Source organism: Rugamonas fusca, assembly GCF_014042365.1.
GTDB classification, from domain to species: domain Bacteria; phylum Pseudomonadota; class Gammaproteobacteria; order Burkholderiales; family Burkholderiaceae_D; genus Rugamonas; species Rugamonas fusca.
Genome location: NZ_JACEZS010000001.1, coordinates 193,900 through 220,523, shown reverse-complemented (window position 1 = coordinate 220,523; position 26,624 = coordinate 193,900). Strand labels below are relative to the sequence as shown.

Below are 26,624 nucleotides of genomic sequence, written 5' to 3'. Positions count from 1 at the left end.
GCGGATAATCAAAACGCAACATTCTTTGCCACTGTTGCTACTGCACGTTTCAGGGTAGGATGCCCAGCATTCCAACCAACCAGCTGAGACACAATGAGCGGCCCACACTACCCTGGCTTCGATACTTTGTCGCTGCACGCCGGCGCGTCACCCGACCCGGCCACCGGCGCCCGCGCCACCCCGATCTACTTCACCACCGCCTTCGCCTTCCAGGACGCCGATCACGCGGCCTCGCTGTTCAACATGGAGCGCGCCGGCCACGTTTACTCGCGCATCAGCAACCCGACCAACGCCGTGCTGGAAGAACGCATCGCCGCGCTCGAAGGCGGCGTGGCCGGCATCGCCACGGCCAGCGGCCAGGCCGCCATGCACCTGGGGCTGTGCACCATCGCCGGCGCCGGCTCGCACATCGTCGCTTCGCGCGCGCTGTACGGCGGCTCGCACAACCTGCTGGCCTACACGCTCAAGCGCTTCGGCATCGAGACCACCTTCGTCGATCCGCGCGACATCGACGCGTGGCGCGCCGCGATCCGCCCCAACACCAAGGTGCTGTTCGCCGAAACGCTGGGCAATCCGGGCCTGGACGTGCTCAACGTGCCGCAAGTGGCGGCGCTGGCGCACGAACACCACTTGCCGCTGATGGTCGACTCCACCTTCACCACGCCCTGGCTGCTGCGCCCGTGCGAGCACGGCGCCGACCTCGTGTTCCACTCGGCCACCAAGTTCCTGTGCGGCCACGGCACGGCCATGGGCGGCTTGCTGGTGGACGGCGGCACCTTCGACTGGCAGGCCGCGCACGACAAGACGGGGCGCTACGCCGAACTGTGCGAACCGTATGACGGCTTCCATGGCATGGTGTTCACGGAAGAATCCACCGTCGGCGCATTCGCGCTGCGCGCGCGGCGCGAAGGGCTGCGCGACTTTGGCGCCATCATGAGCCCGCACAACGCGTTCGCCATCCTGCAAGGCGTGGAGACGCTGGGCCTGCGCATGGAACGGCACGTGGCCAACACCCGCAAGGTGGCCGAATTCCTGCTGTCCAACCCGGCCGTGGAGGCCGTGTCCTACCCTGAACTGCCCACCCATCCCGACTACGAACTGGCCAAGACCCTGCTGCCCAAGGGCTGCGGCGCCGTGCTGTCGTTCACCATCAAGGGCGACCGCGCGGCCGGCAAGCGCTTCGTGGAAGGCCTGCAGGTATTCTCGCACCTGGCCAACGTGGGCGACGCGAAGTCGCTCGTCATCCATCCCGCCTCGACCACCCACTTCCGCGTGCCCACCGACCAACTGGCCGCTTCCGGCATCACGGAAAGCACGATGCGCCTGTCCGTCGGCCTGGAGGATGCGGACGACCTGATCGAAGACCTGGCCCGCGGCCTCAAACTGTCCCAGCAAGGAGCCTGACATGCTGCTCAACGTGGAAGGCGTGGACGCCTATTGCTACACCGGCGGCAAGCCGTTCGATGCCAGCCTGCCCACCGTGGTCTTCATCCACGGCGCGCAGAACGACCACAGCGTGTGGACGCTGCAGACGCGCTTTTTCGCCCACCATGGCTACGGCGTGCTGGCCGTGGACTTGCCGGGCCACGGCCGCAGCCAGGGCGCGGCCAAGGCCAGCGTGGAAGCGCTGGCCGACTGGCTGCTGGCCGTGCTGGACGCGGCCGGCGTGCGGCAGGCAGCCCTGTTCGGGCACAGCATGGGATCGCTGATCGCGCTGGAAGCGGCGTTCCGGGCGCCGCAGCGGGTCACGCACCTGGGCATGATCGGTTCGACCTATCCGATGAAGGTGTCGGACGCGCTGCTGGAAACTGCGCGCACCGATGAAGCGGCGGCCATCGACATGGTCAACATCTGGTCGCACTCGTCGGCCACGCGCCGGCCGTCCAGCGCCGGTCCGGGCACTTCCGTCATGGATGGCGCGCGGCGGCTGATGCAGCGCATCTCGGCCATCAATCCCGCGCTCGTGTTCCACACGGATTTCAGCGCCTGCAACAGCTACGCCAACGGCGAAGCGGCCGCGCAATCGGTGCGCTGCCCCACCCTGTTCCTGTTCGGCCGCAAGGACATGATGACGCCACCGCGCTCGACCAAGCTGCTCACCTCCACCATCGCCCACGGCAAGGTGGTGCAGGTCGACAGCGGCCACTCGCTCATGTCCGAACAGCCGGACGCGGTGCTCGATGCGCTCTACGGCTTTGTCAGCCGATAGCGCGTGATCCTGGCCGGCGCCGTGGCGCGCCGGCCGAGCGACTAGCCGAACTGCTCGGCCAGCGTCCGCCCCAATCCCTGCTCGACGGCGCTTTCCACCGCGCGCGCCAGTGCGGCCGCGTCACGGGCGGCGCGCACGTCGCGCTCGTCGTCCTCGGCCACCACCCCGGCGTTGACGGGCATGCCGCCGAACACGAACAGGCGGTAGACGTCGGCCAGCGTCAGGCGCGCCACGTTGGCCAGCAATACCCAATGGTCGCCGCCGTCGCTGACCCGCTTGCCCCACTGGACCCGGCGCGGCGCTTCCGTCTGCATCCGCCCCACCCAGCCTGCGCCCGCCATTCTTTCGAGCAGCTGATCCATTTCATCGAAGCCGAGCCGCGTGGCGCGGCGGATGGCGCCCGCGCTCACCAGCGCCGTGTCGCTGTTCTGGCGCGCCGCGTACAGCACTTTCAGGATGGCCATGGCGTCCACGAACTCACCGCCGGGAACGGCCTCGTGCCACCACCGCTCGTACTTCACCACCGGCAGCGCCGCCACCAGCAGCGCGCCCACCAGCGTGATCAGCCACGACACGTACACCCACAGCAGGAACAGCGGCAAGGCAGCCAGCGCGCCGTAGATCTTCGAATAGCTGGGCGAATGCGTGATGAACACGGCGAAGCCGCGCTTGGCCACCTCGAACGCCAGGCCGGCCACCAGCCCGCCCCAGGCCGCGTCGCGCCATTCGACCTCGCGGTTGGGCACGATCACGTACAGCAGCGTGAAACTGGCCGTCGTCAGGGCGATCGACAAGATCGTGTAGACCAGCGCACCCAGCACGGGGATACCGCCCACCAGGTCGCTGGTGGCCATGAAGAAGTGCGACGACAGGGTCAGCGAGGCGCCGATCAGCAGTGGCCCCAGCGTGATCAGGGCCCAATAGACGAGGATGCGCTTGGTCCAGCCCCGCTCACGGCGCACCTGCCAGATCCGGTTGAACACCTGTTCGATCGTATTCATCATGGCCACCGATGTCACCACCAGCGCCACCGCGCCCACGGCCGACAAGCGCGTGGCCTTGGCCGCGAAGCCCGTCAGGTAGCCCATGATGGTGTTGGCGATCGCCTTCGGCATCACACTCTGGATAAAATAGGCGTCCAGCGAATTGCGGAAGGTGTTAAACATCGGGAAGGTGGTGAAGATGGCCAGCGCGATCGTCAGCAGCGGCACCAGCGCGAACACGGACGTGAAGGTGAGGCTGCCGGCCACCTGGGTCAGGCTTTCCTCGCGCAGGCGGCGGCGCGCGAACAGCAGCAGGTCGCGGATCTGCTGCCACGACAGCGACTTCACGGCCTCCGCGCCCCCGATGCAGCGCTGTTTCAGGAATTGCCAGAACATGGAAACGGTTTTTAAAAACATGGACTCGATAATCAGGATGCAAGAGTAGCAGTCATGCCACCCGTCAAAGGGCCCTATAATACCTCCCATGAACCAATCCAATCTGATTATTCTCGTATTGTTCTATTCGCGTCATGGCGCGACCCGCAAATTGGCGGAACTGATTGCACAAGGCATCGAAAGCGTCGCCGGCTGCGACGCCCGGTTGCGCACGGTGCCGGCCGTCTCCACGGTGACGGTGGCGACGCAGCCGGAGGTGCCGCCCGAGGGCGCGCCTTACGTGGAACTGGATGACTTGAAGGAATGCGCCGGGCTGGCCCTGGGCTCGCCCACGCGCTTTGGCAACATGGCCTCGGCCATGAAGTATTTTTGGGACGGCACCTCGGCCGAGTGGCTGTCCGGCACCCTGGCGGGCAAGCCGGCCTGCGTGTTCACGTCCACGGGCAGCCTGCACGGCGGCCAGGAATCGACGTTGCTGTCGATGATGATCCCGCTGTTCCACCACGGGATGATGGTGCTGGGCCTGCCCTACACCCATCCCGAACTGATGACCACGGCCAGCGGCGGCACCCCATATGGCGCAAGCCACTGGGCGGGACTCGATGGCAAACTGGCCATCACGGATGACGAAAAACGGCTGGCCGTCGCGCTGGGCCGGCGCCTGGCCGAGACGGCCGTCAAACTGCGGGAGCAATGATGGTCAACGATAAGCTGCATCGCTACTTCCACCGGGGCGCCATGGCCAGCCTGGTGTTGCTCATCATCTGGTGCGTGTTGTGGGAAATGGTACTGGCGCCGCTGCATCCGGGCGGCTCGTGGGTGGTGCTCAAGGCCGTACCGCTGCTGGTCCCCCTGTACGGCGTGTTCAAGCGCGACATCTACACGCTGCAATGGTCGTCCATGATGATCCTGCTGTACTTCACGGAGGGCGTGGTGCGCGGCTACAGCGACAAGGGCACGATGTCGGCCTGGCTGGGCTGGGGCGAGGCGGCCATTGTGTGCGTCTATTTCGTGTGCGCCGTGCTGTACCTGCGCCCCTACAAGAAGGCCGCCAAGCGCATGGCCAAGGAACTGCTCGATAAAGTCAACCGCGCAAAATGAGCCTGTCCACCACCTCCCTGCAGGATTTCCTGACCCACTGCCGCGGCGTGGTGGGCGATGAATTCGTCGTCTGCGACGACGCCGGCATGGCGCCCTACCTGACCGACTGGCGCGGCCGCTTCACCGGCAAGGCCGCCGCCGTGCTGCGGCCAGCCTCGGTCGAGCAGGTGCGCCTGCTGGTGGCGGCCTGCGCGCAGTGGCGGGTGCCTCTGGTGCCGCAAGGCGGGCGCACGGGCCTGGTGCTGGGCAGCGTGCCCGACGCCAGCGGCGACGCGGTGGTGCTGTCGCTGGCACGCCTGAACCGCATCCGCGCCGTCGACCCCGTCAACCGCACCATCACGGTCGACGCGGGCTGCATCCTGCAGCAGGTGCAGGAAGCGGCAGCGGCCGAAGGCTGCCTGTTCCCGCTCTCGCTGGCGGCCGAAGGCAGTTGCAGCATCGGCGGCAACCTCTCCACCAATGCGGGCGGCACGGCCGTCCTGCGCTACGGGAACACGCGCGAACTGTGCCTGGGCCTGGAAGTGGTGACGCCGCAAGGCCAGTTGTGGGATGGCTTGCGCGGCCTGCGCAAGGACAATACGGGCTACGACTTGCGCGACCTGTACATCGGCGCGGAAGGCACGCTGGGCGTGATCACGGGCGCGGTGCTCAAGCTGTATCCGCAGCCCAAAGCCTGCATCACGGCGCTGGCCGCGCTGCCCACACCGGAGCACGCGCTGCGTTTGCTGACCTTGATGCAGGACCGCTGCGGCGCCAGCCTGACGGGCTTCGAGCTGATGTCCGGATTCTGCCTGGCGCTGGTGGCGCAGCATTTCCCCCAGCTGCCCAAGCCGTTCGCGGCGCAGCACGGCCAGTATGTATTACTTGAGTTATCAAGTAACGAGTCCGAGCCGCATGCCGTAGCGCTGCTGGAAAACGCCATCGGCGCGGCGCTGGAACAAGCCATCATCGACGATGCCGTGGTGGCCAGCTCGATCGCGCAGTCGGCCGGATTGTGGCAGCTGCGCGAACATATCCCGCTGGCGCAGGCCGCGGCCGGCAAGAACATCAAGCACGACATCTCGCTGCCCGTGTCGCGCATCGCGCAATTCATCGCCACCACGGAGCCCTTGCTGCAACAGGCTTTCCCCGGTTGCCAGCTGGTGTGCTTCGGCCACCTGGGCGACGGCAACCTGCACTTCAACGTGGCGCCGCCGGACGGCATCGGGCACGAAGCCTTCCTGGCCAACCAGGCCGCCGTCAACCGCGTGGTGCACGACAGCGTGGTGACGTTTGGCGGCTCCATCTCGGCCGAACATGGCATCGGCGCGCTCAAGCGCGATGAACTTGCGCACTACAAGAGCGCCGTGGAGCTGGACCTGATGCGGGCCATCAAGGCCGCGCTGGACCCGCTGGGCATCATGAATCCGGGGAAGATCCTGTGACCGGGCTGGCGCGCCTGCTGATCGCCGCCGGCCTGCTGTGGTCCGCCGGCGCCTGCGCGCAGCCAGTTTATAAATGCACGTCCGACGACGGCAAGATCAGCTACGGCACCGAGCCGTGCGCGGACGGACGCGGCGTTGTACTGAATGCGCCGGCCACGCCATCCGCCAACGCGGCGGCCAGTTCCGCCGCCGAACTGGCCGGCGCCAGGCGCGAAGCGGACACGCTCCAGAAGGAACGCGAGAAACGGGACAAGGCCGATGCGCGCGCCCAGGCCCGCGCCGAGCGCGCCGCCGAAGCCAGACGGCTGAAATGTGGCCGCCTCGCACTGCAACGTCAATGGGCCGACGATGCGGCCAGGAGCGCCAGTGGCAAAGCGGCCACCCACGCGCAGCTGCGGGCCCGGTATGCGGCCGACAAACTGGCGCTCGAATGCCCGCAGTCCTAGCCACGCCTGACCGCAGCACCGTGGCCGCCGGCTTGCGCCGCCTGTCGCGTTGGCTGCTGCTGGGCGAATGGCGCGCCCACCCGGTGCGCGCCGTCACGGCCATCGCCGCCATCGCCATCGGCATCGCGCTCGGTTTCGCCATCCACCTGATCAACGCCGCCGCGTTCAACGAATTCTCGTCCGCCATCAAGGGCTTGTCGGGCGTGGCCGACGTGCAGGTGCGCGGCACGGAAGCGTTTTTCGACGAAACGGTCTATCCCGACCTGGCCACCCGCGACGGCGTGGCCGTCGCCTCGCCCGTGCTGGAATTTGACGCGTCGCTGCCGGGCCAGCGCAACGCACTCAAAGTGATCGGCGTGGACGCCATGCGGGCCGCGTTCGTCACACCGGACCTGATGGGCGTGCCGGCGGACGACCAGCCCTACGACGCACTGGCCGACGACGCCATCTTCCTGTCGCCCGCCGCCCTGTCCTGGCTCAGGCTGAAGCCGAAAGACACGCTGGCACTGCAAAGCGGCACCGACACCGTGCGCCTGCGCGTGGCCGGTCCGTTGCTGCATGCGCGTGCGGGCCAGCGCCTGGGCGTCATGGACATCGGCGCAGCCCAATGGCGCTTCGACAAGCTGGGCCAGTTGTCGCGCATCGACTTCAAGCTGCGCGACGGCGTTGACCGCGAGGCCTTCAAGACCCAGCTGGCGCGGGAGCTCGAGCGCCGCTATCCAGGCCGCTTCCGCGTCGGCCAGCCTAACGACCAGGAACAGAACAGCCGCAACGAAGGCGTGAGCCGTGCCTACCGCGTCAACCTGACGGTGCTGGCGCTGGTGGCGCTGTTCACCGGCGCCTTCCTGGTGTTCTCGACCCAGGCCCTGTCCGTGATCCGGCGCCGCAGCCAGTTCGCCCTGCTGCGCGTGCTGGGCATGGACCGCCATCGGCTGCTGCGCCAGATCCTGCTGGAAGGGCTGTGCCTGGGCGTGGTCGGATCAGCCATCGGGATCGCGGCCGGCTATGGCATCGCGGCCGCCATGCTGCGCTTTTTTGGCGCCGACCTGGGCGCGGGCCTGTTCGCCGGCGTGCAGCCGTCGGTCCAGTTCACTCCGGTGGCGGCGTTCGTCTATTTCGGACTGGGCGTGGGTGTGGCGCTGCTGGGTTGCGCCGCGCCGGCATGGGAAGCGGCGCGCGCCCGGCCGGCCGTCGCCCTCAAGTCGGGCACGGAAGAAGCCACCATCGCGCGCGTGGCCACCACCTGGCCGGCCGTCGCCAGCCTGGCGCTGGCCGCGCTGCTCAGCCGCGCCCCGCCCGTGTTCGAACTGCCGATCTTCGGCTACCTGTCCGTCGCCCTGCTGCTGGTCGGGACCATCGCGCTCATGCCGCGCCTGGCCGCCACCGTGTTCCGCGCCGCGCACGCGCGCTGGAGCGCCGCCACAGCCCACCGGCCGGACGCCTCGCCCGTGCTGACACTGACGCTGGCGCGCCTGGCCAACGCCTCCGGCCAGGCCGGTATCGCGCTGGGCGGCGTGCTGTCGAGCTTCAGCCTGATGGTGGCCATGGCCATCATGGTGGCCAGTTTCCGCATCTCGCTGGACGACTGGCTGCAACACCTGCTGCCTGCCGACCTGTACGTGCGCTCGGCCAGCGGCGGCGCCACGGCCGGCCTGCGGCCGCCGGAACAGGCCGCGCTGGCCGCACTGCCGGGCGTGCAAAAGGCCGACTTCCTGCGGGTCCGCCCGCTATCGCTGGCGGCCGACCGGCCCAATGTGGCGCTGATGGCGCGCTATATCGATGCCGCCGATCCCGGCCGCCTGCTGCCATTGATCGGCCCCTCCCTGCCCGCCCCGGCCGGCGTGCCGCCCGTGTGGGTGTCCGAAGCGATGGTCGACCTGTATGGCATGGCGCGTGGCCAGCGCATTACCTTGCCGCTGGCCGGACAATCGCATGCCTTCTTCGTGGCTGGCGTATGGCGCGACTACGCCCGGCCCACCGGCTCGATCCAGATGCGCCTGGCCGACTACCGTGCCATCACCGGCGACCTGGAAGTGAGCGATGCGGCACTGTGGCTGCAACCGGGCACCAGCGCCGCGCAGGCGATCGAACGCCTGAAGCGCCTGCCGTTCGGCGCGCGCCTGGATGTCGGCCAGCCGTCCGACATCCGCGCCATGAGCATGCAGGTGTTCGACCGCAGCTTCGCCATCACCTATCTGCTGGAAGCCATCGCCATCGTGATCGGCCTGTTCGGCGTGGCGGCCACGTTTTCCGCGCAGACGCTGGCGCGGGCGCGCGAATTCGGCATGCTGCGCCACGTGGGCGTCACACGGCGCCAGGTGCTTGCCATCCTCGCCATCGAAGGCGGTTCGCTGACGGGATTGGGCATCGTCACCGGCTTCGTACTGGGCTGGTTCATCAGCCTGATCCTCGTTTTCGTCATCAACCCGCAATCGTTCCACTGGACCATGCAGCTGCACCTGCCCTGGGGCCTGCTGGCCACCGTGGCCTCCCTGCTGCTGGGCGCCGCCGCGTTGACGGCGCTGCTGTCCGGACGCCAGGCCCTGTCCGGCGGGCCGATACGCGCGGTAAGGGAGGACTGGTAACGATGAAACGCCTGGCATCCAGTTTCGTGCTGATGGTGGCGGCCATCCTGTCCACGCCGGCGCTGGCCGCGCCGCCGCAATACGCCGCCGTCACGCCGCTGGCCGCGCCGCTGCCCTTCCCGGCCAGCTACGGCGCCCATCCTGAATTCAAGACGGAATGGTGGTACGTGACGGGCTGGCTCACGGGGCCGGATGGCAAGCCATTGGGCTACCAGGTCACGTTCTTCCGCAGCGCCACCCCGCATGACCGGGCCAATCCCAGCCGCTTCGCGCCCAAACAGATGATCATCGGCCACGCCGCCCTGTCCGATCCGGTCCATGGCAAGCTGCTGCACGACCAGCGCAGCGCGCGCGAGGGCTTCGGCCTGGCCTATGCCAAGGTGGGCGACACCGACGTCAAGCTCGACGCCTGGCGCATGGTGCGCGACGCCGACGGCAGCTACCGCATCAGCGTGGACACGCCCGCCTTTGCGCTGGCGCTGCGGCTGGCGCCCACCCAGCCACTGTTGTTGGAAGGCGACGCCGGCTATTCGCGCAAAGGCCCGCAACCAGCGCAGGCCAGTTATTACTACAGCGAGCCGCAACTGGCCACGACCGGCACCGTCACGCGCCAGGGCAAGGCGCAGGCCGTGTCCGGGCGCAGCTGGTTCGATCACGAATGGTCGTCCCAGGTGCTCGATCCGGCCGCTTCGGGCTGGGACTGGGTGGGCGCCAACCTGGACGACGGCGGGGCCCTGATGGCTTTCCAGATCAGAAGCGCCACAGGTGGTAAACTATGGGCGCACGCGACATGGCGCGATGCATCCGGTAAGATCACGCATTACGCGCCGGACCAGGTCAGTTTTACCCCGCAGCGGCGGTGGCGTTCGCCCCGCACCAATGCCGAGTATCCCGTCGCCACCTTGCTCACCACCGGCCGTACCGCGTGGCGCATCGTGCCGCTGCAGGACGACCAGGAGCTCGATTCGCGGCGCTCGACCGGCGCCGTGTACTGGGAAGGCGCCGTTACGGTCAGCCGCGACGGCGTACCGGCGGGCCGCGCCTACCTGGAACTGACCGGGTATGCGGGGGCCATGAAATTATGAAAACGATTACCACTAATACTGCCAACACGATGACAAATAGCACCACCGCCAGCACACCGTCCGCCGCAGCTCCCACAGAATCCCGCCAACTGAAGAAGGGCAGCCTGGCCGCCTTCAAGGGCCTGATGCCGTTCCTGCGGCCGTATCGCCGCCAGTTCGCGATGGCCGGTATCGCGCTGGTGGTGGCCGCCGCCTCCACGCTGGCCATCCCCGCCGCCTTCAAGCAGATGATCGACCTGGGCTTCGGCGGCGCCGCCGGCAGCAAGAGCATCAAGCATGTGGACCTGGTGTTCCTGGCCCTGTTCGCCGTCGCCACCGTGCTGGCGCTGGCCACGGCGGCCCGCTTCTACACGGTGTCCTGGCTCGGTGAGCGCGTCACGGCCGATATCCGCAGCGCCGTGTACAAGCACGTGGTCACGCAAAGCCCGGAATTCTTCGAGACGACGCAAACGGGCGAAGTCCTGTCGCGCATCACCACCGACACCACGCTGATCCAGGCCGTGGTCGGCACCAGCATCTCGATGGCCTTGCGTAACATGCTGTTGTTCTTCGGCGGGCTGGTGATGTTGTTCGTCACCAGCGTCAAGCTGTCGTCCATCATTATCGGCCTGCTGGTGCTGACGGTGCTGCCGATCGTGATGTTCGGCCGCCGCGTGCGCAAGCTGTCGCGCGACTCCCAGGACCGCATCGCCGACGCCTCGGCCATGGCCGGCGAAATCCTGAACGCCATGCCCACCGTGCAGGCCTTCACGCACGAGAAAGTGGAGTCGGCGCGCTTCGGCGCGTCCGTGGAAGGCGCCTTCCTGACGGCCATGCGCCGCATCCGCGCCCGCGCGCTGCTGACCATGATCGCCATCGTGCTGGTGTTTGGCACCATCGTGTTCGTGCTGTGGCTGGGCGCGCACGCCGTGATCGAAGGCAGCATGACCGGCGGCGACCTGGGCCAGTTCATCCTGTACGCCTCCATCGTGGCCGGCTCCATCGGCGCCCTGTCCGAAGTGATGGGCGAGGCCCAGCGCGCCGCCGGCGCCACCGAACGCCTGCTGGAACTGATGTCGGCCAAGTCGCGCATCGAATCGCCATCCCAGCCACTGGCGCTGCCGCCGCGCGCGGCCAACGGCGCCGCGCTGACGTTGCAGGACGTCTCGTTCAGCTATCCTTCGCGTCCGGACACCAAGGCGCTGGAACACCTGTCGCTCGACATCAAGCCCGGTGAAACCGTGGCCGTGGTCGGCCCTTCCGGCGCCGGCAAGACCACCCTGTTCCAGCTGTTCCTGCGCTTCTACGATCCCCAGCAAGGCGCCATCAAGCTCGATGGCGTGGACATCACCCGCCTCGACCTGCACACGCTGCGCGACGCGATCGGCATCGTGCCGCAGGATACGGTGATCTTCTCGGCCGATGCGATGGAAAACATCCGCTACGGCCGCGCCGGCGCCACCGATGCGGAAGTGATCCAGGCCGCCAAGCTGGCCGCCGCCCATGAATTCATCGAACGCCTGCCGCAAGGCTACCAGTCGTTCCTGGGCGAGCGCGGCGTGCGCCTGTCCGGCGGCCAGCGCCAACGGATCGCCATCGCCCGCGCGCTGCTCAAGAATCCCCCACTGCTGCTGCTGGACGAAGCGACCAGCGCGCTGGACGCGGAATCGGAACGCCTGGTCCAGTCGGCGCTGGAAGCGGCCATGGTGGCCCGCACCACCGTCATCATCGCCCACCGCCTGGCCACCGTGCAGCGCGCCGACCGCATCATCGTCATGGAAGACGGCAGGATCGTCGAAACCGGCACCCACGCTTCGCTGGTGGCGCTGGGCGGCGTGTACGCCAACCTGGCGGCCCTGCAGTTCCACAACGTTCACGTGGTCCACTGACCGGAGCCGGATGTGACCGACGCCGAACTGCGCCAGCAATGCCACACCGTCCTGCCGGGCCACCGGCAGCCCACGCCGGCCGAGACCTTCGCCGCCATGGCGGCATGGTGCGAGGCCAACAGCGTGGCGCACGACACCTATGGCGACGGCGCGCTGCTGCAGCAGTTCGAGGCGAAAGTGGCGGCCCTGCTGGGCAAAGAGGCGGCCGTGTTCTGCATCACCGGCACCATGGCCCAGGCTACGGCGCTGCGCCTGGCCTGCGATGAACGCGGCAGCAAGCTGGTGGCGCTGCATCCCACGGCCCACATCCTGCGCCATGAACGGGGCAACCATCAGCTGTTCGACCACTTCCACGTCCTGCAGATCGGCGACCAGCATCGCCCGTGGACGCTGGAGGAACTGCAGGCGATCCCGGACCGACTGGGCGCGGCGGCCATCGAACTGCCGGCCCGCGAGATCGGCGGCCAGTGTCCAGGCTGGGAAGAACTGGACGCGATCAAGCGCCACTGCGCCGAACAAGGCATCCACCTGCACATGGATGGTGCGCGTCTGTGGGAAACGTCTGCCGCCTATGGCCGTCCCGTGGCCGACATCGCCGCCGGTTTCGACAGCGTCTACGTCTCGCTGTACAAAGGCATAGGGGGCCTCGGTGGCGCCCTGCTGGCCGGCAGCCACGCCTTCGTGGCCCGGGCCGCCGAATGGTATCGCCGCCAGGGTGGCAATATCGTGCACCGCTCGCCTTACGTGGTGGCGGCAGCCATGCAATTCGATGCGCGGCTGGCGGCCATGCCGGACTATTTCCGCCGCACGCAATGGCTGTACGAAGCCTTGCGCGCGCACCCGCGCATGATGGTCAATCCGGCCCATCCGCACGCGAACATGCTGCACCTGCACCTGCCGGTGAGCCGCGAGCGGGCCATGGAAATCCGCAACGATATCGCGGCCAGGCACGGTATCTGGCTGTTCAATCGCGCCAGCCACGGCGCGCTGCCGGAGCACAGCGTGGTCGAACTGTATGTCGGCGACAACCTGCTGTCGCTGTCCGACGAGCGCGTGCGCGAAATCCTGGCCCTGTGGGCCGCCGCCCTGACCAATTAATCCGGCGGCCGGTTTTTTCCGCGCCGCCCTTCCCGCTTCTTATTCACCACACCATGACATTTGCATCCCTCGGCCTGATCGATCCTTTGCTACGCACGCTCGAAGCGCTGGCCTACCACGAACCCACGCCAGTCCAGAAGCAGGCGATACCGGCCGTGCTGGCCGGCCGCGATCTGATGGCCGCCGCCCAGACCGGCACCGGCAAGACGGCCGGCTTCGCGCTGCCCATCCTGCATCGGCTGACGATGGCAGGCACGGTGGCGCCGCAGTCCGTGCGCTGCCTGGTGCTGGTGCCCACGCGCGAACTGGCCGAACAGGTGTACGACAGCTTCCGCACCTACGGCCGCAATGTGCCGCTGCGCTATTTCGTCGCTTATGGCGGCGTGCCGATCGAGCCGCAGGTGAACAAGTTGCGCAAGGGCCTGGACGTGCTGGTGGCCACGCCCGGCCGCCTGCTGGACCTGCTGCGCCAGGAGGCCATCCGCTTCGAGTCGCTGCAAACACTGGTGCTGGACGAGGCCGACCGCATGCTGGACCTGGGCTTCTCGCACGACCTCGACCTGCTGTTCATGGCCATGCCCAAGCCGCGCCAGACCTTGCTGTTCTCGGCCACGTTCTCCGATGCGATCCGCAGCATGGCCAAGGGCTTGCTGAACAATCCGGTCGAAATCCAGGTCAGCCCGCGCAATACGGCCACCAAGACCGTCAAGCAGTGGCTGATCCCGACCGACAAGAAGCGCAAGCCGGAACTGTTCCTGCACCTGATGAAGAAGCTGCGCTGGGGCCAGGTGCTGGTGTTCGTCAAGACCCGCAAGGGTGTGGAACAACTGGTGCAGATGCTGCTGGAGGAAGGCATCACGGCCGACGCCATCCACGGCGACAAGCCACAACCTGCCCGCCTGCGCGCACTGGACCGCTTCAAGACGGCGCAAGTGCAAGTGCTGGTGGCGACCGACGTGGCCGCGCGCGGACTCGACATCGAAGCGCTGCCGCAGGTGGTCAACTTCGACCTGCCGACGGTGGCGGAAGACTACGTGCACCGCATTGGCCGCACCGGCCGCGCCGGCGCCACGGGCGAAGCCGTGTCGCTGGTCTGCGCCGACGAAGTGGGCCTGCTGGCCGCCATCGAAAAGCTCACCGGCCAGGTGATCCCGCGCGAGGAAGAACCGGGCTTCGAGGCCGACCATCGGGTGCCCGCCACCGGCGGCGCATCGGCAGCCAAGCCAGCCACCGCTGCCGGCAAGAAGAAGCGGCCTTTCACCGGGCCGCCGGGCGGCAAGGCGGCTCTCGCAGCAGGCGGCGGCCAGCGCCCCGCCGCGCCGGCCGCGGCGCGCAAACCGTCCAGCCCAAGCGGTGGCCCCAAGGCTGGTTCGAAAGCAGGCCCCAAGGCGGGCCCGGTTGGCACCGCCGTGCCGCGCGGCGCCATCATCGTGGCCGGCGGGCGTGGCGCCAAGTCGCTCGCACGCAGCGCCGGCAAGGCTGCGGCCGGTGGCGCTGGGGGTGGCCAGCGCAAGGCCAGGACCGGCGGCCGTGGCCCCGCGCGCTGAGCGCCGCCCCGGCATCGCGACAACAACCGGCCTGCTACAATAACCGCCTTTCCGGGCCGCGCGCCCCCGCCTCACGTTGGAGAATTGAATGCAGCAATACCAGGACTTGATCAAGACGGTACTCGACACCGGCAGCTGGCAGGACAACCGCACCGGCATCCGCACGCTGAGCGTGCCGGGCGCCATGATGCGCTTCGACCTGCTCAACGACGGTTTCCCGGCCGTGACGACCAAGAAGCTGGCGTTCAAATCCGTCGTGGGCGAGTTGTGTGCCTTCCTGCGCGCCTCGCGCAGCGCGGCCGACTTCCGCGCGCTGGGCTGCAAGGTGTGGGACCAGAACGCCAATGAAAACAAGCAGTGGCTGGAGAATCCCTACCGTCTGGGCGAGGACGACCTCGGCCCCGTGTACGGCGTGCAGTGGCGCGGCTGGCCCGGCTACAAGCTGATCGCCGCCGACCAGACGGCGCAGATCGAGGAAGCGCAGCGCAACGGCTTCCGCGTGATCGCGCCGCTGCAGGATGAAGGCGTGGACAAGGTCCTGCTGTACAAGGCCATCGACCAGTTGCGCGAATGCCTGGACACCATCGTCAACAATCCCGGCAGCCGCCGCATCCTGTTCCACGGCTGGAACCCGGCCGACCTGGACGCTGTGGCGCTGCCGGCATGCCACCTGCTGTACCAGTTCATCCCCAACGCCGCCACCCGTGAAATCTCGCTTTGCCTGTACGTGCGCAGCAATGACATCGGCCTGGGCACGCCGTTCAACCTTGCCGAAGGCGCGGCCCTGCTGCATCTGGTGGGCCGCCTGACCGGCTACACGCCACGCTGGTTCACCTACTTCGTGGGCGACGCGCACATTTACGAAAACCACCTGGACATGGTCAGGGAGCAGCTCACGCGCGCGCCCTTCCCCGCGCCAAGGCTGGTGATTTCGGAGCGCGTGCCGGCCTACGCCGAAACGGGCAAGTACCAGCCCGAATGGCTGGAACTGATCGAGCCGTCCGACTTCTCGCTGGAAGGCTACCAGCACCACGCGCCCATCACGGCGCCCATGGCTGTATAAAGCACGGTGATCCGGCTGGACTTCATTCCCGGCACCATGTGCGACGCGCGCATGTGGTCGGGCCTGACGCCGCTGCTGGGCGACGCCGTGGACTGCCGTTTCGTGCCCCTGCATGAAGCGCACGACCGCGACGCCATGCGCCACGCCATCGCCACGCACAGCGCACCGGCGGCCAACCTGGTGGCATTTTCACTGGGCGGCTACCTGGCGCTGGAACATGCGCTGGCCCATCCCGGGCGCGTCAAGTCGCTGGTGCTGATCGCCGCCTCGGCCAAGGGACTGGAGGCGGACGAGATCGCGCGTCGCCAGCGCACCATGAAGGTATTGGCCAGCCACGCCTACGGCGGCATGGCGCCCGCCCAGTTGCGCGAGTTCGTTCACCCGTCCAATCTGGACAAGCCGGAAGTGGTCGGCGTGATCCGGCAAATGGCGCTCGAACTGGGCAAGGAACTGCTGCTGGCGCAATTCGCCGCCTCAACTGAACGGACCGATTTGCTGGACCGTCTGCCCGAACTGCGCTGCCCCGTGCTGCTGGTCGGTTCCGAGGACGATCACAAGGTCGATCCGGCCGACCTGCGCGCCATGCACGCGCGCTGCCCAAGCAGCCACCTGGTCATGCTGCGCGACTGTGGCCACATGATTCCGCCGGAAGCCCCGTTCACCCTCGCCAGGGCCTTGCGCGAGTTTCACGGCCTCAACTAAGCATATAACTGGATCGACATAAGCTTATATTTACATCGTTCGATTTAATCGAATGATTCATCAATAACTTACAAATAGACATAACAATATGCGCCACCGATAATCCGTTACACAAATAATGTAATAACGGAGCGCAGCGGTGATGAAAAAAGTAATAACAAACGCACAAGTCTTCCTGCCCGGACTGCTCCTGTGCGGCGCCGTCACGGTCGCCGCCCACGGCCTGGAATGGCTGGAAGTCCTCCTGTTCGGGCGCGCCTGGCTGGAAAGCCTGGTGCTGGCCATCGTCCTCGGCACCATCCTCTGCACGGCGCGCGGCCTCGCGCCCCGCTACCAGGCCGGCGTCAAGTTCAGCGCCAAAACCCTGCTCGAAGTCGCCGTCGTGCTGCTGGGCGCCTCCGTCAGTGCGGGCGCCATCCTCGAACATGGCGTGTCGATGATCGTCGGGATCGCCTTGGTGGTGGCCGTCACCATCACGGGCAGCTACGGCATCGGCCGCGCCAGCGGCCTGCCGGGCAAGATGGCGTTGCTGATCGCCTGCGGCAATTCGATCTGTGGCAATTCGGCTATCGCGGCCGTGGCCCCCGTCATCAATGCGGACGGCAAGGACGTCGCCGCGTCGATCGCCTTCACGGCCGTGCTGGGCGTGGTGGTGGTGCTGGCCCTGCCCCTGCTGGTACCGCTGCTGCACCTGTCGGACGTGCAGTACGGCGTGTTCGCCGGCATGACGGTGTACGCCGTGCCGCAAGTGCTGGCGGCCACCGCCACCGTGTCGCAGACCAGCGTCCATATCGGCACGCTGGTCAAGCTGGTGCGGGTGCTGATGCTGGGCCCCGTGGTGCTGGCCTTGTCGCTGCTGGGACGCGACGACGCCGGCAAGCGTCCGCCGTTGTCGCAGATGGTGCCCTGGTTTATCGTCGGCTTCCTGGTGATGATGGGTCTGCGCTCGGCCAATGTGCTGCCGGAGCCCGTGCTGTCCGTTGCCCACGAAGGCGCCGGTTACCTGACGGTGATGTCGATGGCGGCGCTGGGCCTGGGCGTGGATGCGCGCGCCGTGCTGCGCGCCGGCGGCCGTGTCACGTCGGTGGTGATGTTGTCGCTGGTGGTACTTGGCGTGTTCAGCGCCACCCTGATTCAATTGCTGCACATCGCCTGACGCAACGCCGGCCGCTCAGGCGATCAGCGCTTCCAGCGCCAGCGAGGCCTTGTTCCGGTAGCGGGCCTGATGCCGCAGCAGGCGGAACGCGCGGGCCGGCAGCGGGAAGTCCACCTTGCGCAGCAGGCCAGCCTGCAAATAGGCGGCCGCCACCCGTTCCGACACGACGGTGGCAAAACCGCCGTACATGGCGGCGGCGCACACGGCCTCGTTGGACGGCAGCGTCAGCGCCACGTCCAGCCGATCGCCATCCATACCGAGCGCGCCCAGCATGCCTTCGAACGCGGAGCGCGTGCCGGAACCGTGCTCGCGCAGCACCCAGCGCTCCGTCAACAATTCCTCGCCCGTCACGCCCACCTGGCCATCCCAGCGGTGGCCGGGCGCCACCAGCACGGCGATGCGGTCCTCGGCCACCACCTGCACCGACAATTCCGCCTCGTCGATTTCGCCTTCCACAAAACCCAGGTCGGCGCCGCCCTCCACCACGGCTTGCGCCACGCTTTGCGTGTTGCCAATGGTGAGCGTGAGCTCGATCTGGGGATAGTGCTGGCGGAACCGCACCAGCAGCGCGGGCAACCAGTAGCTGGCGATGGTCTGGCTGGCGTGGATGCGCAGCGCGCCCCGCTTCAGTCCACCCAGTTCGGCCAGCGTCAGCTCGGCGTTGCGGGCCATGGCCAGCGTCGCTTGCGCTTCGGCCAGGAAGATGCGGCCCGCTTCGCTCAATTCGATGCGCCGCCCGACGCGGTTGAACAGCGGCGTGCCGTAGCGGTCTTCCAGCGCGCGGATGGCGGCGCTAACGGCCGACGGCGTCAGGGCCAGCGCGTTGGCCGCCTGGGTCAGGTGCTCGCGTTCGGCGACGGCGATGAAAATCCGTAATTGGTCTAACGTCATGGATGGCAGGATCGGGGCTGGCCGGCAAGGCGCGGCAAGCCCCGATTGTATCGCCTGCGGCGGGACTGAGGCAAAAACGCAGGCCGCGGCCTCCGTTCAGGCGAACAATGAAGATTACGCCGCGTCGTTGCGGCGACGGCTGCGGTAGGCAACCAGGATGGCGCCTGCGACCAGCATGCCGTAGGTGGCAGGCTCGGGTACTGCCGACGTGATCAAGGTGCCGCTATAGCTGGTCGGCGCATTGGACAGGACCTGCCCCGTCACCAGCAGGTAGTAGCTGTCGGGCACCAAATGGGAGCTCACCAGCGTCCACAGGTCAACCTTGCCATCGAGCACCTGGGTGCCGCCCAGCGACAGGCCGCCGGAATTGAACAGGGAAAAGCCCGTGATCTTGATGCCATCCGTTTGCGCCGGGCTGATGGCCGACACTTGGGCCACCAGGTTACCGGCGCCGCCGGTGGAGAAATTGTAGCGGTCGCTGAAGGTGTTGCCGTCGTTACCCAGGTTGAACACGTGGCCAAAGAAGTTGGCACCGGCGCCCAGGGTCAGCGTTTGGGCCGGCTGGCTGATATCGGCGGCTGCTGCGGTGCCACCTGCCAGAGCCGCGCCGGCAAGCGCAACAACGGCGAGCGCCGATTTGAATTTAGTCATATTGCCTCCATGGAGAGCGGGAACTTGCGTTCCCGTGGGTTGATCACATACTGCTTTTTGATCTTAGCATGGTGAAAATGACAGCATTTATCGTGCGACACTATTTCAATTCGCACAGGAAATATTTCCAAAAATATATTTCGACGATCATGGCAGCCGCTCTTCCAAGCTCTGCCCTATGAAAAACCGGCGTTCGCGGCTTGCACGAGCGATGTGAAAAATGGCAACGTAGGAGCACGCCTACGCAAAGACGAGAAAAATGCAACAGGTTAAGTAACCGGCACTGCTAGCCCTGGCCGGCAATGCGGCGCTGGCCATCCACAATCGCGCGCACCTCCCGCAGCAGCCCAGGCCGCGCCGCCAGGCAGGCGGCGCGCTCTTGTGCGATCCGCACGCGGTTCGCCTCCAGCGTGGCCGTATCGAGCACCATGCCAAGGTCTTGATAGCCCTGGCCGCTCGCCAGCGCATGCAGCAACTGGTCGCCGAGCGCCTTCTTGAAGTGCCCTCCTTCCCAATACCATTGCGTGGCCGCAGGCGAGCCGCTGGGGGGCACCGCCTCGCACTGGCGCGCGCCAAAGCCACTGAAATCGGCCAGCAGGATATGCGCGCCGGGATGGCGGGCGCGCGCGGCCGCCACTTCTTCCGCCAGGATCGCCTTCCACGCCTCGAACCAGGGCCACAGCCCGGTTTCCTCGAACAGCAACAGTACCTGGGCGTGGTAGGGATAGATGACCAGTTTAATGTCCGCGCCCGGCGCGGCCAGCATGTCGAGTATGCGGCGGGTGTCGCGCCGGGCCTGGTCCGCGTTGAAGCTGGTGCGGGCCTTGCGCAGGTAGTTGGCCGCGTTCTCCTCGGCGCGGCGCTGGAAGATCAGGTGATAACCATCGACACGGGCGTAGGCCAGGTATTCGCGCAGCGGGTTGAAGCCGCGCGGGCTCATGGACTCGGCGTAGTCATCCTGTTGGATCCGCAAGGTGCGCACGCTGTCCTTGAGCGAGGTGAAGGAAAAGAGCGTGTCGAAGCGCCAGAACGCGCGGTCCGCCGGCAGCGCCGACGCCTCGGGATGGGCGGAACGCGGCGCGTCAGCGTAGTTCAGGAATTCCATGCCCACGATGGCGCTGGCCGGCCGGACGCCATGTGCCCGCATGGTGGCGATCTCGCTGATCACGCTCTCCATGACGGAGCCGGCGATGGCCAGATTGTAGGCATTGCCCACGGTGTCAGGGTCAAACCCGATCTCGGCCCGCGAATTACCGAAAATGAAATTCCTGGCCCCGGAGCGCAGCGCGTTGCTGGCCTTGATCTCCTCCTGGTAGCGCGTGAGCGACGGCTTGACCGCGTTGACACCGGCGCGGTTGACGGCGCCATACAGGCCGTAGGGATCGACCACATACACGAACGCCGTGCAGGCGGCGGCGCCCGTCGCCAGCGTGAGCAGGACGGTGCGCAGGAAGGTGCGGGCATGGGCGTGCATCAGAACTGAAAGTACAGGAAGTCGCTGGGACGATTGAGCGAGAGCAGGTCCAGCAACGCGATCAGGCCGATGACCACGCCCCACCCGCGCGTGGGCGCCCACGCGAGCCGCGCCGGACGATGCGGGCCGCCATCGAGCGCGGGGCCGAAGCGCGCCATGATCTGCTGCGTGTTGGGACACAGGAAAACGATGGCGCCGGCAGCGGCAACTGCGCTCCAGGTATCGATGAACTGGCTACCTCCACCGCCGTAGAAGGTGATGCCCAGCCGCTGCACGGCCGGCAACAGGCCGCCCAGCCTGCTGGCGAAGGCGTCCGGCAAGGCAACGCCGTTGGCGCCGCTCATGCCCGCCACGTACACCAGCGCGCCGTGCAGGTCCGGTGCGCGAAAGAACACCCACCCGTAGCAGACGGCGATGAAGGTGATCGCGGTCCCGGCATGGCGCGCCAGCGGCAGACTCAGCGCGCACCACGCATGGTGAACGGCCAGATATATGCCATGCAAACCGCCCCAGATCATATAGTTCCAGCCGGCCCCGTGCCACAGGCCACCGAGCAGCATGGTGGCCATCAGGTTGGCGTAGCGGCGCATCTTGCCGTGGCGGTTGCCGCCCAGCGGGACATACAGGTAATCGCGCAGGAAGCGCGACAGGGTCATATGCCAGCAGCGCCAGAACTCGCTGATGCTGGCCGCCTTGTACGGCGACGCGAAATTGAGCGGCAGGCGCACGCCAAACAGGCGCGAAAGCCCGATCGCCATGTCGGAATAGCCGGAAAAATCGAAGTACAACTGGAAGGCGTAGGCCAGCACGCCGCCCCATGCGAGCAGCAATGACGGGCTGCTGCTGTGATTGAACACCGCGTTCGCATACGGCGCGATGTTGTCGGCGATAAGCACCTTCTTCGCCAGCCCGGCGAAGAAGATGGTGGCGCCGACGGCAAAATCGAGCGCACGGGGACGGTAGATGCGCGGGTCCGCGAACTGCGGCATCATCTCCTTGTGGTGCAGCACGGGGCCGGCCACCAGATGGGGAAAGTAGGTCACGAACAGCAGGTAGTGCGCGAAGCGGCCCTCGCTGGCCTTGCCTACACAGGTATCGACGAGGAAGGCGATCTGGGTGAAAGTGAAGAATGAAATCCCGATCGGCAGCACGATTTCCGGCACCGGCAAGTGGACTGACGCGGCGAGGAAGCCCGCATACTTGAACCAGCCGAGGGCCAGCAGGTTGGCCACGACCCCGGCCGCCAGCCAACGCCGGCTTGGCCTGCGCTGCAACCGGGCGCCCAGCCGGTAGTTCAGCACGACGGAAGTGAGCAGCAAAGGCAGGAAGCGCGGGTTCCAGTATCCGTAGAAGAACAGCGAGGCGGCGGCCAGCCACCACGCAGCGGCCGTCACCGATCGGCGGCCCAGCAGGAAAAAGCCGGCCAGGACGACGGGCAGGAACAGCAACAGGAATGGCTGCGAATTGAACAACATGACGGGCGCACCGGCGGAAATGCCCATCGTAAGACGGTCCGCGCATGGCGGTCCTGTGCCAGATCATACTGTGCGGCGCACGTTCAATGACGACCGGCTGGCAATGTCCAACAACTGTCGTAGCCCAGACTTTACGGCCAGACTTGCCCGCAAGTGACAATCTGTGATCTTTACGGTTTGGCAAACTGCTATCCTGACCGCCGCCGGCGGCAGCCTGCCACCAAGCGGAACGAACGCAGAATCGGCTTGTGGCCCGCGTGCACCGCATCAATAACATTTGAACTGTTTTTTATTGCGCCCTGGATTGCCAGGATGCGCACCTTTTAGCTGACAACGAGATCATGTTACGACCCTTATTGATGTTGATGCTCGCCGCCTGCGGGACGGCCGCCGCCCAGGAAGATCACCCGCAACTGCAGGAACGCATCGCGCGCATTGAGAATGGCCTGCGCGAACCGGTGGCCGTGGCAGGTCAGGCCGCGCGTACCATGCGCCTGGCCGATCGCATGCGCCAATGGCGTGTTCCTGGCGTGAGCATCGCTGTGATCAACCACGGCGCCATCGAATGGGCGCGCGGCTATGGTGTCACCGACGCCGGCGGCAGCCAGCCCGTCACGCCTGACACACCGTTTCAGGTTGGTTCGGTCAGCAAGCCCGTTGCTGCCGTACTCGCCCTGCAGCTGTCCGCAGCCGGCAAAGTGAAGCTCGACGAAGACGTCAACCAGCGGCTGCTTACATGGAAAGTCCCCGCCACGGCAAGACCGGTGACCCTGCGTGCGCTGCTCAGCCACACGGCAGGCATGCCGGAATTCGATCTGCCGGGCTACGGCGTGGACGTACCCATGCCAACGCTGCTGCAAGTGCTGCACGGACAAAAGCCGGCCATCAATCCTCCCGTCACGCCGAGCGGCGGCAACGACTACGCCTATTCGAGCCTCGGCTATGCCGCCATGCAGCAGGCACTGGCCGACGCCAGCGGCCAGCCCTTCGACATGCTGGCCAGCACGATGACGCTCGCCCCGCTCGGCATGCGCGATTCCGCGTTTGCCCCCTCCCTGCCGGCGGCCGTCGCCGCGCGCGCCGCGGCTGGCCACGATCTCGAAGGCACGGTGTTGCCGGGCCGCTGGCGCCGTCATATCGAACTGGCCGCAGACGGGCTTTGGAGCACCGCGCCCGACCTGGCCCGCTTCGCGATCGCTATCCAGCGCGCCGCCGCCGGCACCTTGCCCACGTGGCTGCCGCAAGCGCAGGCGCGCGCCATGCTCACGACGGTACGCGACGACTACGGTCTGGGAGTCGAACTCGATCACGCCGGCCGCGAACCAGCTTTCCACCATAGCGGCTCGAACATCGGCTACAAAGCCCTGCTGTTCGCCTACGCGCGCACCGGCCAGGGCGCCGTCATTCTCGCCAATGGCGATGGCGGCTGGCCCCTGGTGGAGGAAATCATGCGCAGCATCGCCATCGAATATGGCTGGGAAGACTTCCATCCAATCGAACGTCCAGCGGTGCCGGCAAAGACCGCCCTGTTCGACAGTTACGTGGGCCAGTATCGCGTATCGAACACGACCTTGCGCGTCTTCCGCGACGGCGATCGCCTGCTGGTGGCCGGTCCGCCACTCGGCCCACAACCGTTGGAAGCGGTGCCCGCGGGCGACCATGGCTTCTTCTTCCGGGAAAAAGACGCGACCCTGCGATTCGATCCTAATGGCGGCCAGCCGGTGCAAACCCTGACCTTTGTCGATGGCCGCCCCCGGCCCGGCAAGCGGCTACCCTAAAGGGGCGCAGCCCGACGCCGCCAACAGTGCTGTCGGCGGGCGCCTGAAATAACATGAATCGCAGCACGTCCGCGCATTGCCATGTCGTGTTACCTGTTCTCCGAGAAACGCAAACGGAGCTTCAGAATTGGCAAACTTGCCGTTGCCCTGTTGGTAGGCGGAATGGTTCATGGCCTGTTCACGCGTTGAAGCATTGGCAAACGGCGCCGCCCCAGTTCTTTGATAGCAAGTGACAGCGAGGGGGACCTCCGCTTGGCGTGACAATTTGCGAAGTTTTCGCTTCAGCAACATGTTACCTTGAGAGTCGTCGGCCGAGTACGACAATAGCGGCCGTCCCAAATTGGCGATATGGATTTGCTGAAAACGTCGCCCATTACATGGTGCGAGGGAGGCATGTTCGTAAGCTAGCGCCCGGCCTGGTCAGAATTCATTGTTGGGTTCCCAGCCAGCTGATGGCGGCACTGAGTGCCGGATCCGGCGTTTCAGGCTGGTCAGCGAGCAGGACATCAGGCACAACTTTGGGGAAAATGCGCTGCCCATTGCGGTCAGCCGCGTACCCAGATGCGATACCGAAGAAATTTCCATAGCGATCAGTTGTTCCGCTGACGGCCGTGGTATATCCAGCGGTTGGCGTACCGAAGCTTCAGGTATTGGAACGGCCATGGAAGGCGATGGCCACCATTTCTCCGCTGCTGGCTGTTACTGGGCCAAGCAGGATTGCCGTTGCTTCATTTTCGCCGTTGAACGCCGGATCCTGGTCGGTAAAATAAACGCCTGACGTCCCGCGGGGCAGGCCCAGAACTCCCCATAGCCAAGGGCCGCCCTGCTTGCCACCTGCGTCAACAAAGTACCCTACACCGCCATTGCCCAGCAACGGCCGCAGCGCCGCAATGGCAGGGAAAAGCGTGCCGCCGCCATGCTCACGCAAATCGAGAATCCAACGGTTGACTCCCTCCTGGTGCAAACTGACAATGGCATTTCGCAAGGCGCGCGCATACGTTTCGCCCGCTGTGAAGTCGGCCTGTAGAAAAGAGCGTAGCCGTATATAGCCGACGGGCTTGTCCAGGAGCTTGGTTTCGAACAGCGGAGCGTGGGCTTCCTGGCGCTGCAGTTGGGGCGCTGGAGAGGCTGGAATGGAGAATGCGTTCGAGGCAAACTCGGCCTTGGTTAGATAGGTCCCGTGCGGGGCCAAGCCCGCAGCCACTGTTACTGCGCTCAATTGGCGGGCCAGCTCCTTCATGGGGCCATCCAACTCATGTATATCGCGGGCTCCCGTTGCCGCCAGGGTCAAGGCGCCTTCCAGTTCGTTCAATTGCATGCGGTCGGCAAACAGGAATTCGCGGCGTACCCGTTCCATGACCTCATCCAGGTGTTGGCGGCAGGGGGCGCACATTTCACCTGGACGGAATTTCGCCTCGCTGACCGAGGCTTGTGCGTCGCGGATGACGAGGCCAGCGGGCAGCGCATGTGAGGGGCCGCCTGATAGTGTCCAAGAGACGTTTTTAGCATCTTCCGGCACATAAATGCTGGCTTCAAGCCTCCCTTCCATGACTTGGAAAATTGCGCCGATGTGCGTTTTGACTTGCCAAGTTGAATTAAAAGTGGACAGGATGAGCCCAATCGGCAGCTTAGACTGGCTCACCGGTGCCAAGTCCATGCTTACATACAGCCGCCGTCCTGCTAGTGCAGTTGCATCATTCGTTTCGGCCGTCAACTTTGTGCCATCAAAGGGGCACCAGGAGAGCAGGCGTCCTTTAAAGGTCTCCAGCGCTTCGCCCTTGGCCGTGCCGCATTCCTGGGACAACACCAGCTTTAACGGAAGCGGTTTCGTTGCCTGGTTTCCCGTGGCGTGGGCAGGTACTGTCGCGAATGCGAGGCATAGTGCGGCAATACGACGAAGTCGAGTGAGGATATCCATCCTGAGCATTATGTATTTATGTGCACTGTTGCGCAATTGATAAAACACTCAGGACGGATTACGTTCTAAGCGTGTTGCGGTGCGCCGCAGCGATAAACAAAGCGGCGTGAGAATCTGTGCATTTTCCATTTGAGCAAGATGATATGCTGGGACTTTTCGGCTGCATCCGGCCAGAAGCGGCCTACCATTACAACTTAATAATTAATATGAATCGAATCCTGTTATTACTCATTTCTTCGCTCATCTCGGCCTGCGCCGCTACTGGGCCTATTTACAAGCCTGCTGAGAATGTTGACGCGAATAAGGCGTTAGTCTATGTATATAGGGGCCCCGCCTTTGCATTGGGTGCCCGTAGCGCTTACTTTTATGTGGATGGCGTCAATGTATTCGATCTCGATCAAGGTGGCTATTCATGGGTGGCACTTTCCCCGGGGCGGCACACCCTCAGACAAAAGTGGCCAGTGGATGTGACAATGAAGGCCGTCGAATTTGAAATCGATGTGCGGGCGGGGGAAACAAGGTACTTCTCGTTTCAAACAGGTGGATGCCAGGGGGGCTACAACCAGATTTGCCTGCAATGGGAATTGCGCGCTCAACCGCCGCAGGTGGGAGCTGTTGCCATTATCGACAAACGATTCCAGGAAAATGTAGGGGCCGCCAAGCTGAATATGCAAGCGCCAATGAAATAGGCCCCCATAGGACCTTGTGGACCTTATGGTAGATGCTACATGCCGCCAGCGGCCAATAGCCGCCGTTGTAATCGTAGATGATTTC

Annotated in this window: 22 protein-coding genes; 16 read left to right on the top strand and 6 right to left on the bottom strand. The window is 65.8% G+C overall.

Annotation, left to right across the window (positions count from 1 at the left end; genetic code table 11):
• The first annotated feature begins 93 nt into the window (after positions 1–93).
• The gene (locus H3H36_RS00880; RefSeq protein WP_182213093.1) at positions 94–1,404 is read left to right on the top strand and encodes an O-acetylhomoserine aminocarboxypropyltransferase; all 1,311 of its coding nucleotides are present in this window, start codon (positions 94–96) and stop codon (positions 1,402–1,404) included.
• Position 1,405: 1 nt separating this feature from the next.
• Positions 1,406–2,209 (top strand): alpha/beta fold hydrolase, encoded by an 804-nt coding sequence (locus tag H3H36_RS00875; RefSeq protein ID WP_182213092.1) that lies wholly within the window; start codon positions 1,406–1,408, stop codon positions 2,207–2,209.
• 41 nt (positions 2,210–2,250) lie between these two features.
• Here H3H36_RS00875 and H3H36_RS00870 read toward each other — a convergent pair whose 3' ends face one another.
• Positions 2,251–3,588: a YihY family inner membrane protein gene (locus H3H36_RS00870; protein ID WP_229219652.1), complete on the bottom strand. Its 1,338-nt coding sequence runs from the start codon at positions 3,586–3,588 to the stop codon at positions 2,251–2,253.
• Positions 3,589–3,676: 88 nt separating this feature from the next.
• Between H3H36_RS00870 and wrbA the strand changes: the two genes are divergently transcribed.
• The 12 genes from wrbA (at position 3,677) to H3H36_RS00810 (ending at position 17,663) form a co-directional block, all read left to right on the top strand.
• Complete coding sequence (wrbA, locus tag H3H36_RS00865; RefSeq protein WP_182213090.1) at positions 3,677–4,285, top strand: NAD(P)H:quinone oxidoreductase; 609 nt, start codon at positions 3,677–3,679, stop codon at positions 4,283–4,285.
• On the top strand, positions 4,282–4,689 hold the full coding sequence (locus H3H36_RS00860; protein ID WP_375539558.1) for a DUF2069 domain-containing protein: 408 nt from the start codon (positions 4,282–4,284) through the stop codon (positions 4,687–4,689). The genes wrbA and H3H36_RS00860 overlap by 4 nt, the downstream gene beginning before the upstream one ends.
• Positions 4,686–6,113: an FAD-binding oxidoreductase gene (locus H3H36_RS00855; RefSeq protein ID WP_182213089.1), complete on the top strand. Its 1,428-nt coding sequence runs from the start codon at positions 4,686–4,688 to the stop codon at positions 6,111–6,113. The genes H3H36_RS00860 and H3H36_RS00855 overlap by 4 nt, the downstream gene beginning before the upstream one ends.
• Complete coding sequence (locus H3H36_RS00850) at positions 6,110–6,559, top strand: DUF4124 domain-containing protein (RefSeq protein WP_182213088.1); 450 nt, start codon at positions 6,110–6,112, stop codon at positions 6,557–6,559. The genes H3H36_RS00855 and H3H36_RS00850 overlap by 4 nt, the downstream gene beginning before the upstream one ends.
• Entirely contained in the window at positions 6,544–9,144 is a 2,601-nt protein-coding gene (locus tag H3H36_RS00845) for an FtsX-like permease family protein (RefSeq protein WP_182213087.1), read from the top strand. The genes H3H36_RS00850 and H3H36_RS00845 overlap by 16 nt, the downstream gene beginning before the upstream one ends.
• A 2-nt stretch (positions 9,145–9,146) precedes the next feature.
• Positions 9,147–10,229, top strand: coding sequence for a lipocalin-like domain-containing protein (locus tag H3H36_RS00840; protein WP_182213086.1), 1,083 nt, complete (start codon positions 9,147–9,149; stop codon positions 10,227–10,229).
• Positions 10,230–10,258: 29 nt separating this feature from the next.
• On the top strand, positions 10,259–12,097 hold the full coding sequence (locus H3H36_RS00835) for an ABC transporter transmembrane domain-containing protein (RefSeq protein WP_182213085.1): 1,839 nt from the start codon (positions 10,259–10,261) through the stop codon (positions 12,095–12,097).
• 12 nt (positions 12,098–12,109) lie between these two features.
• Entirely contained in the window at positions 12,110–13,195 is a 1,086-nt protein-coding gene (locus H3H36_RS00830; RefSeq protein ID WP_311196548.1) for a threonine aldolase family protein, read from the top strand.
• A 53-nt stretch (positions 13,196–13,248) separates the two neighbouring features.
• Complete coding sequence (locus H3H36_RS00825) at positions 13,249–14,742, top strand: DEAD/DEAH box helicase (protein WP_182213084.1); 1,494 nt, start codon at positions 13,249–13,251, stop codon at positions 14,740–14,742.
• A gap of 88 nt (positions 14,743–14,830) precedes the next feature.
• Positions 14,831–15,805: a thymidylate synthase gene (locus H3H36_RS00820; protein WP_182213083.1), complete on the top strand. Its 975-nt coding sequence runs from the start codon at positions 14,831–14,833 to the stop codon at positions 15,803–15,805.
• Between the two features lie 6 nt (positions 15,806–15,811).
• Positions 15,812–16,507, top strand: a complete 696-nt coding sequence (locus tag H3H36_RS00815; RefSeq protein ID WP_311196547.1) for an alpha/beta fold hydrolase — start codon at positions 15,812–15,814, stop codon at positions 16,505–16,507.
• A 142-nt stretch (positions 16,508–16,649) separates the two neighbouring features.
• Complete coding sequence (locus H3H36_RS00810) at positions 16,650–17,663, top strand: YeiH family protein (protein ID WP_182213082.1); 1,014 nt, start codon at positions 16,650–16,652, stop codon at positions 17,661–17,663.
• Between the two features lie 15 nt (positions 17,664–17,678).
• On the opposite strand, the gene H3H36_RS00805 is transcribed toward H3H36_RS00810, so the two are convergent.
• The 4 genes from H3H36_RS00805 to H3H36_RS00790 all read right to left on the bottom strand — a co-directional run bounded on the left by H3H36_RS00805 (position 17,679) and on the right by H3H36_RS00790 (position 22,154).
• Positions 17,679–18,554: a LysR family transcriptional regulator gene (locus H3H36_RS00805; protein WP_182213081.1), complete on the bottom strand. Its 876-nt coding sequence runs from the start codon at positions 18,552–18,554 to the stop codon at positions 17,679–17,681.
• Between the two features lie 114 nt (positions 18,555–18,668).
• Positions 18,669–19,205: an FxDxF family PEP-CTERM protein gene (locus tag H3H36_RS00800; RefSeq protein WP_182213080.1), complete on the bottom strand. Its 537-nt coding sequence runs from the start codon at positions 19,203–19,205 to the stop codon at positions 18,669–18,671.
• A 286-nt stretch (positions 19,206–19,491) separates the two neighbouring features.
• Complete coding sequence (locus H3H36_RS00795) at positions 19,492–20,679, bottom strand: hypothetical protein (RefSeq protein ID WP_182213079.1); 1,188 nt, start codon at positions 20,677–20,679, stop codon at positions 19,492–19,494.
• Positions 20,679–22,154: an MBOAT family O-acyltransferase gene (locus H3H36_RS00790; RefSeq protein ID WP_182213925.1), complete on the bottom strand. Its 1,476-nt coding sequence runs from the start codon at positions 22,152–22,154 to the stop codon at positions 20,679–20,681. The genes H3H36_RS00795 and H3H36_RS00790 overlap by 1 nt, the downstream gene beginning before the upstream one ends.
• 359 nt (positions 22,155–22,513) lie before the next feature.
• Between H3H36_RS00790 and H3H36_RS00785 the strand changes: the two genes are divergently transcribed.
• A complete protein-coding gene (locus tag H3H36_RS00785; RefSeq protein ID WP_182213078.1) occupies positions 22,514–23,932 on the top strand; it encodes a serine hydrolase domain-containing protein in 1,419 nt (472 codons plus the stop codon).
• 643 nt (positions 23,933–24,575) lie between these two features.
• On the opposite strand, the gene H3H36_RS00780 is transcribed toward H3H36_RS00785, so the two are convergent.
• Positions 24,576–25,850 carry a S41 family peptidase gene (locus H3H36_RS00780; protein WP_182213077.1) on the bottom strand — a complete coding sequence of 425 codons (1,275 nt, stop codon included), beginning with the start codon at positions 25,848–25,850 and terminating at the stop codon, positions 24,576–24,578.
• 143 nt (positions 25,851–25,993) lie between these two features.
• Between H3H36_RS00780 and H3H36_RS00775 the strand changes: the two genes are divergently transcribed.
• Positions 25,994–26,539, top strand: a complete 546-nt coding sequence (locus H3H36_RS00775; RefSeq protein ID WP_182213076.1) for a DUF2846 domain-containing protein — start codon at positions 25,994–25,996, stop codon at positions 26,537–26,539.
• Positions 26,540–26,624: the final 85 nt, after the last annotated feature.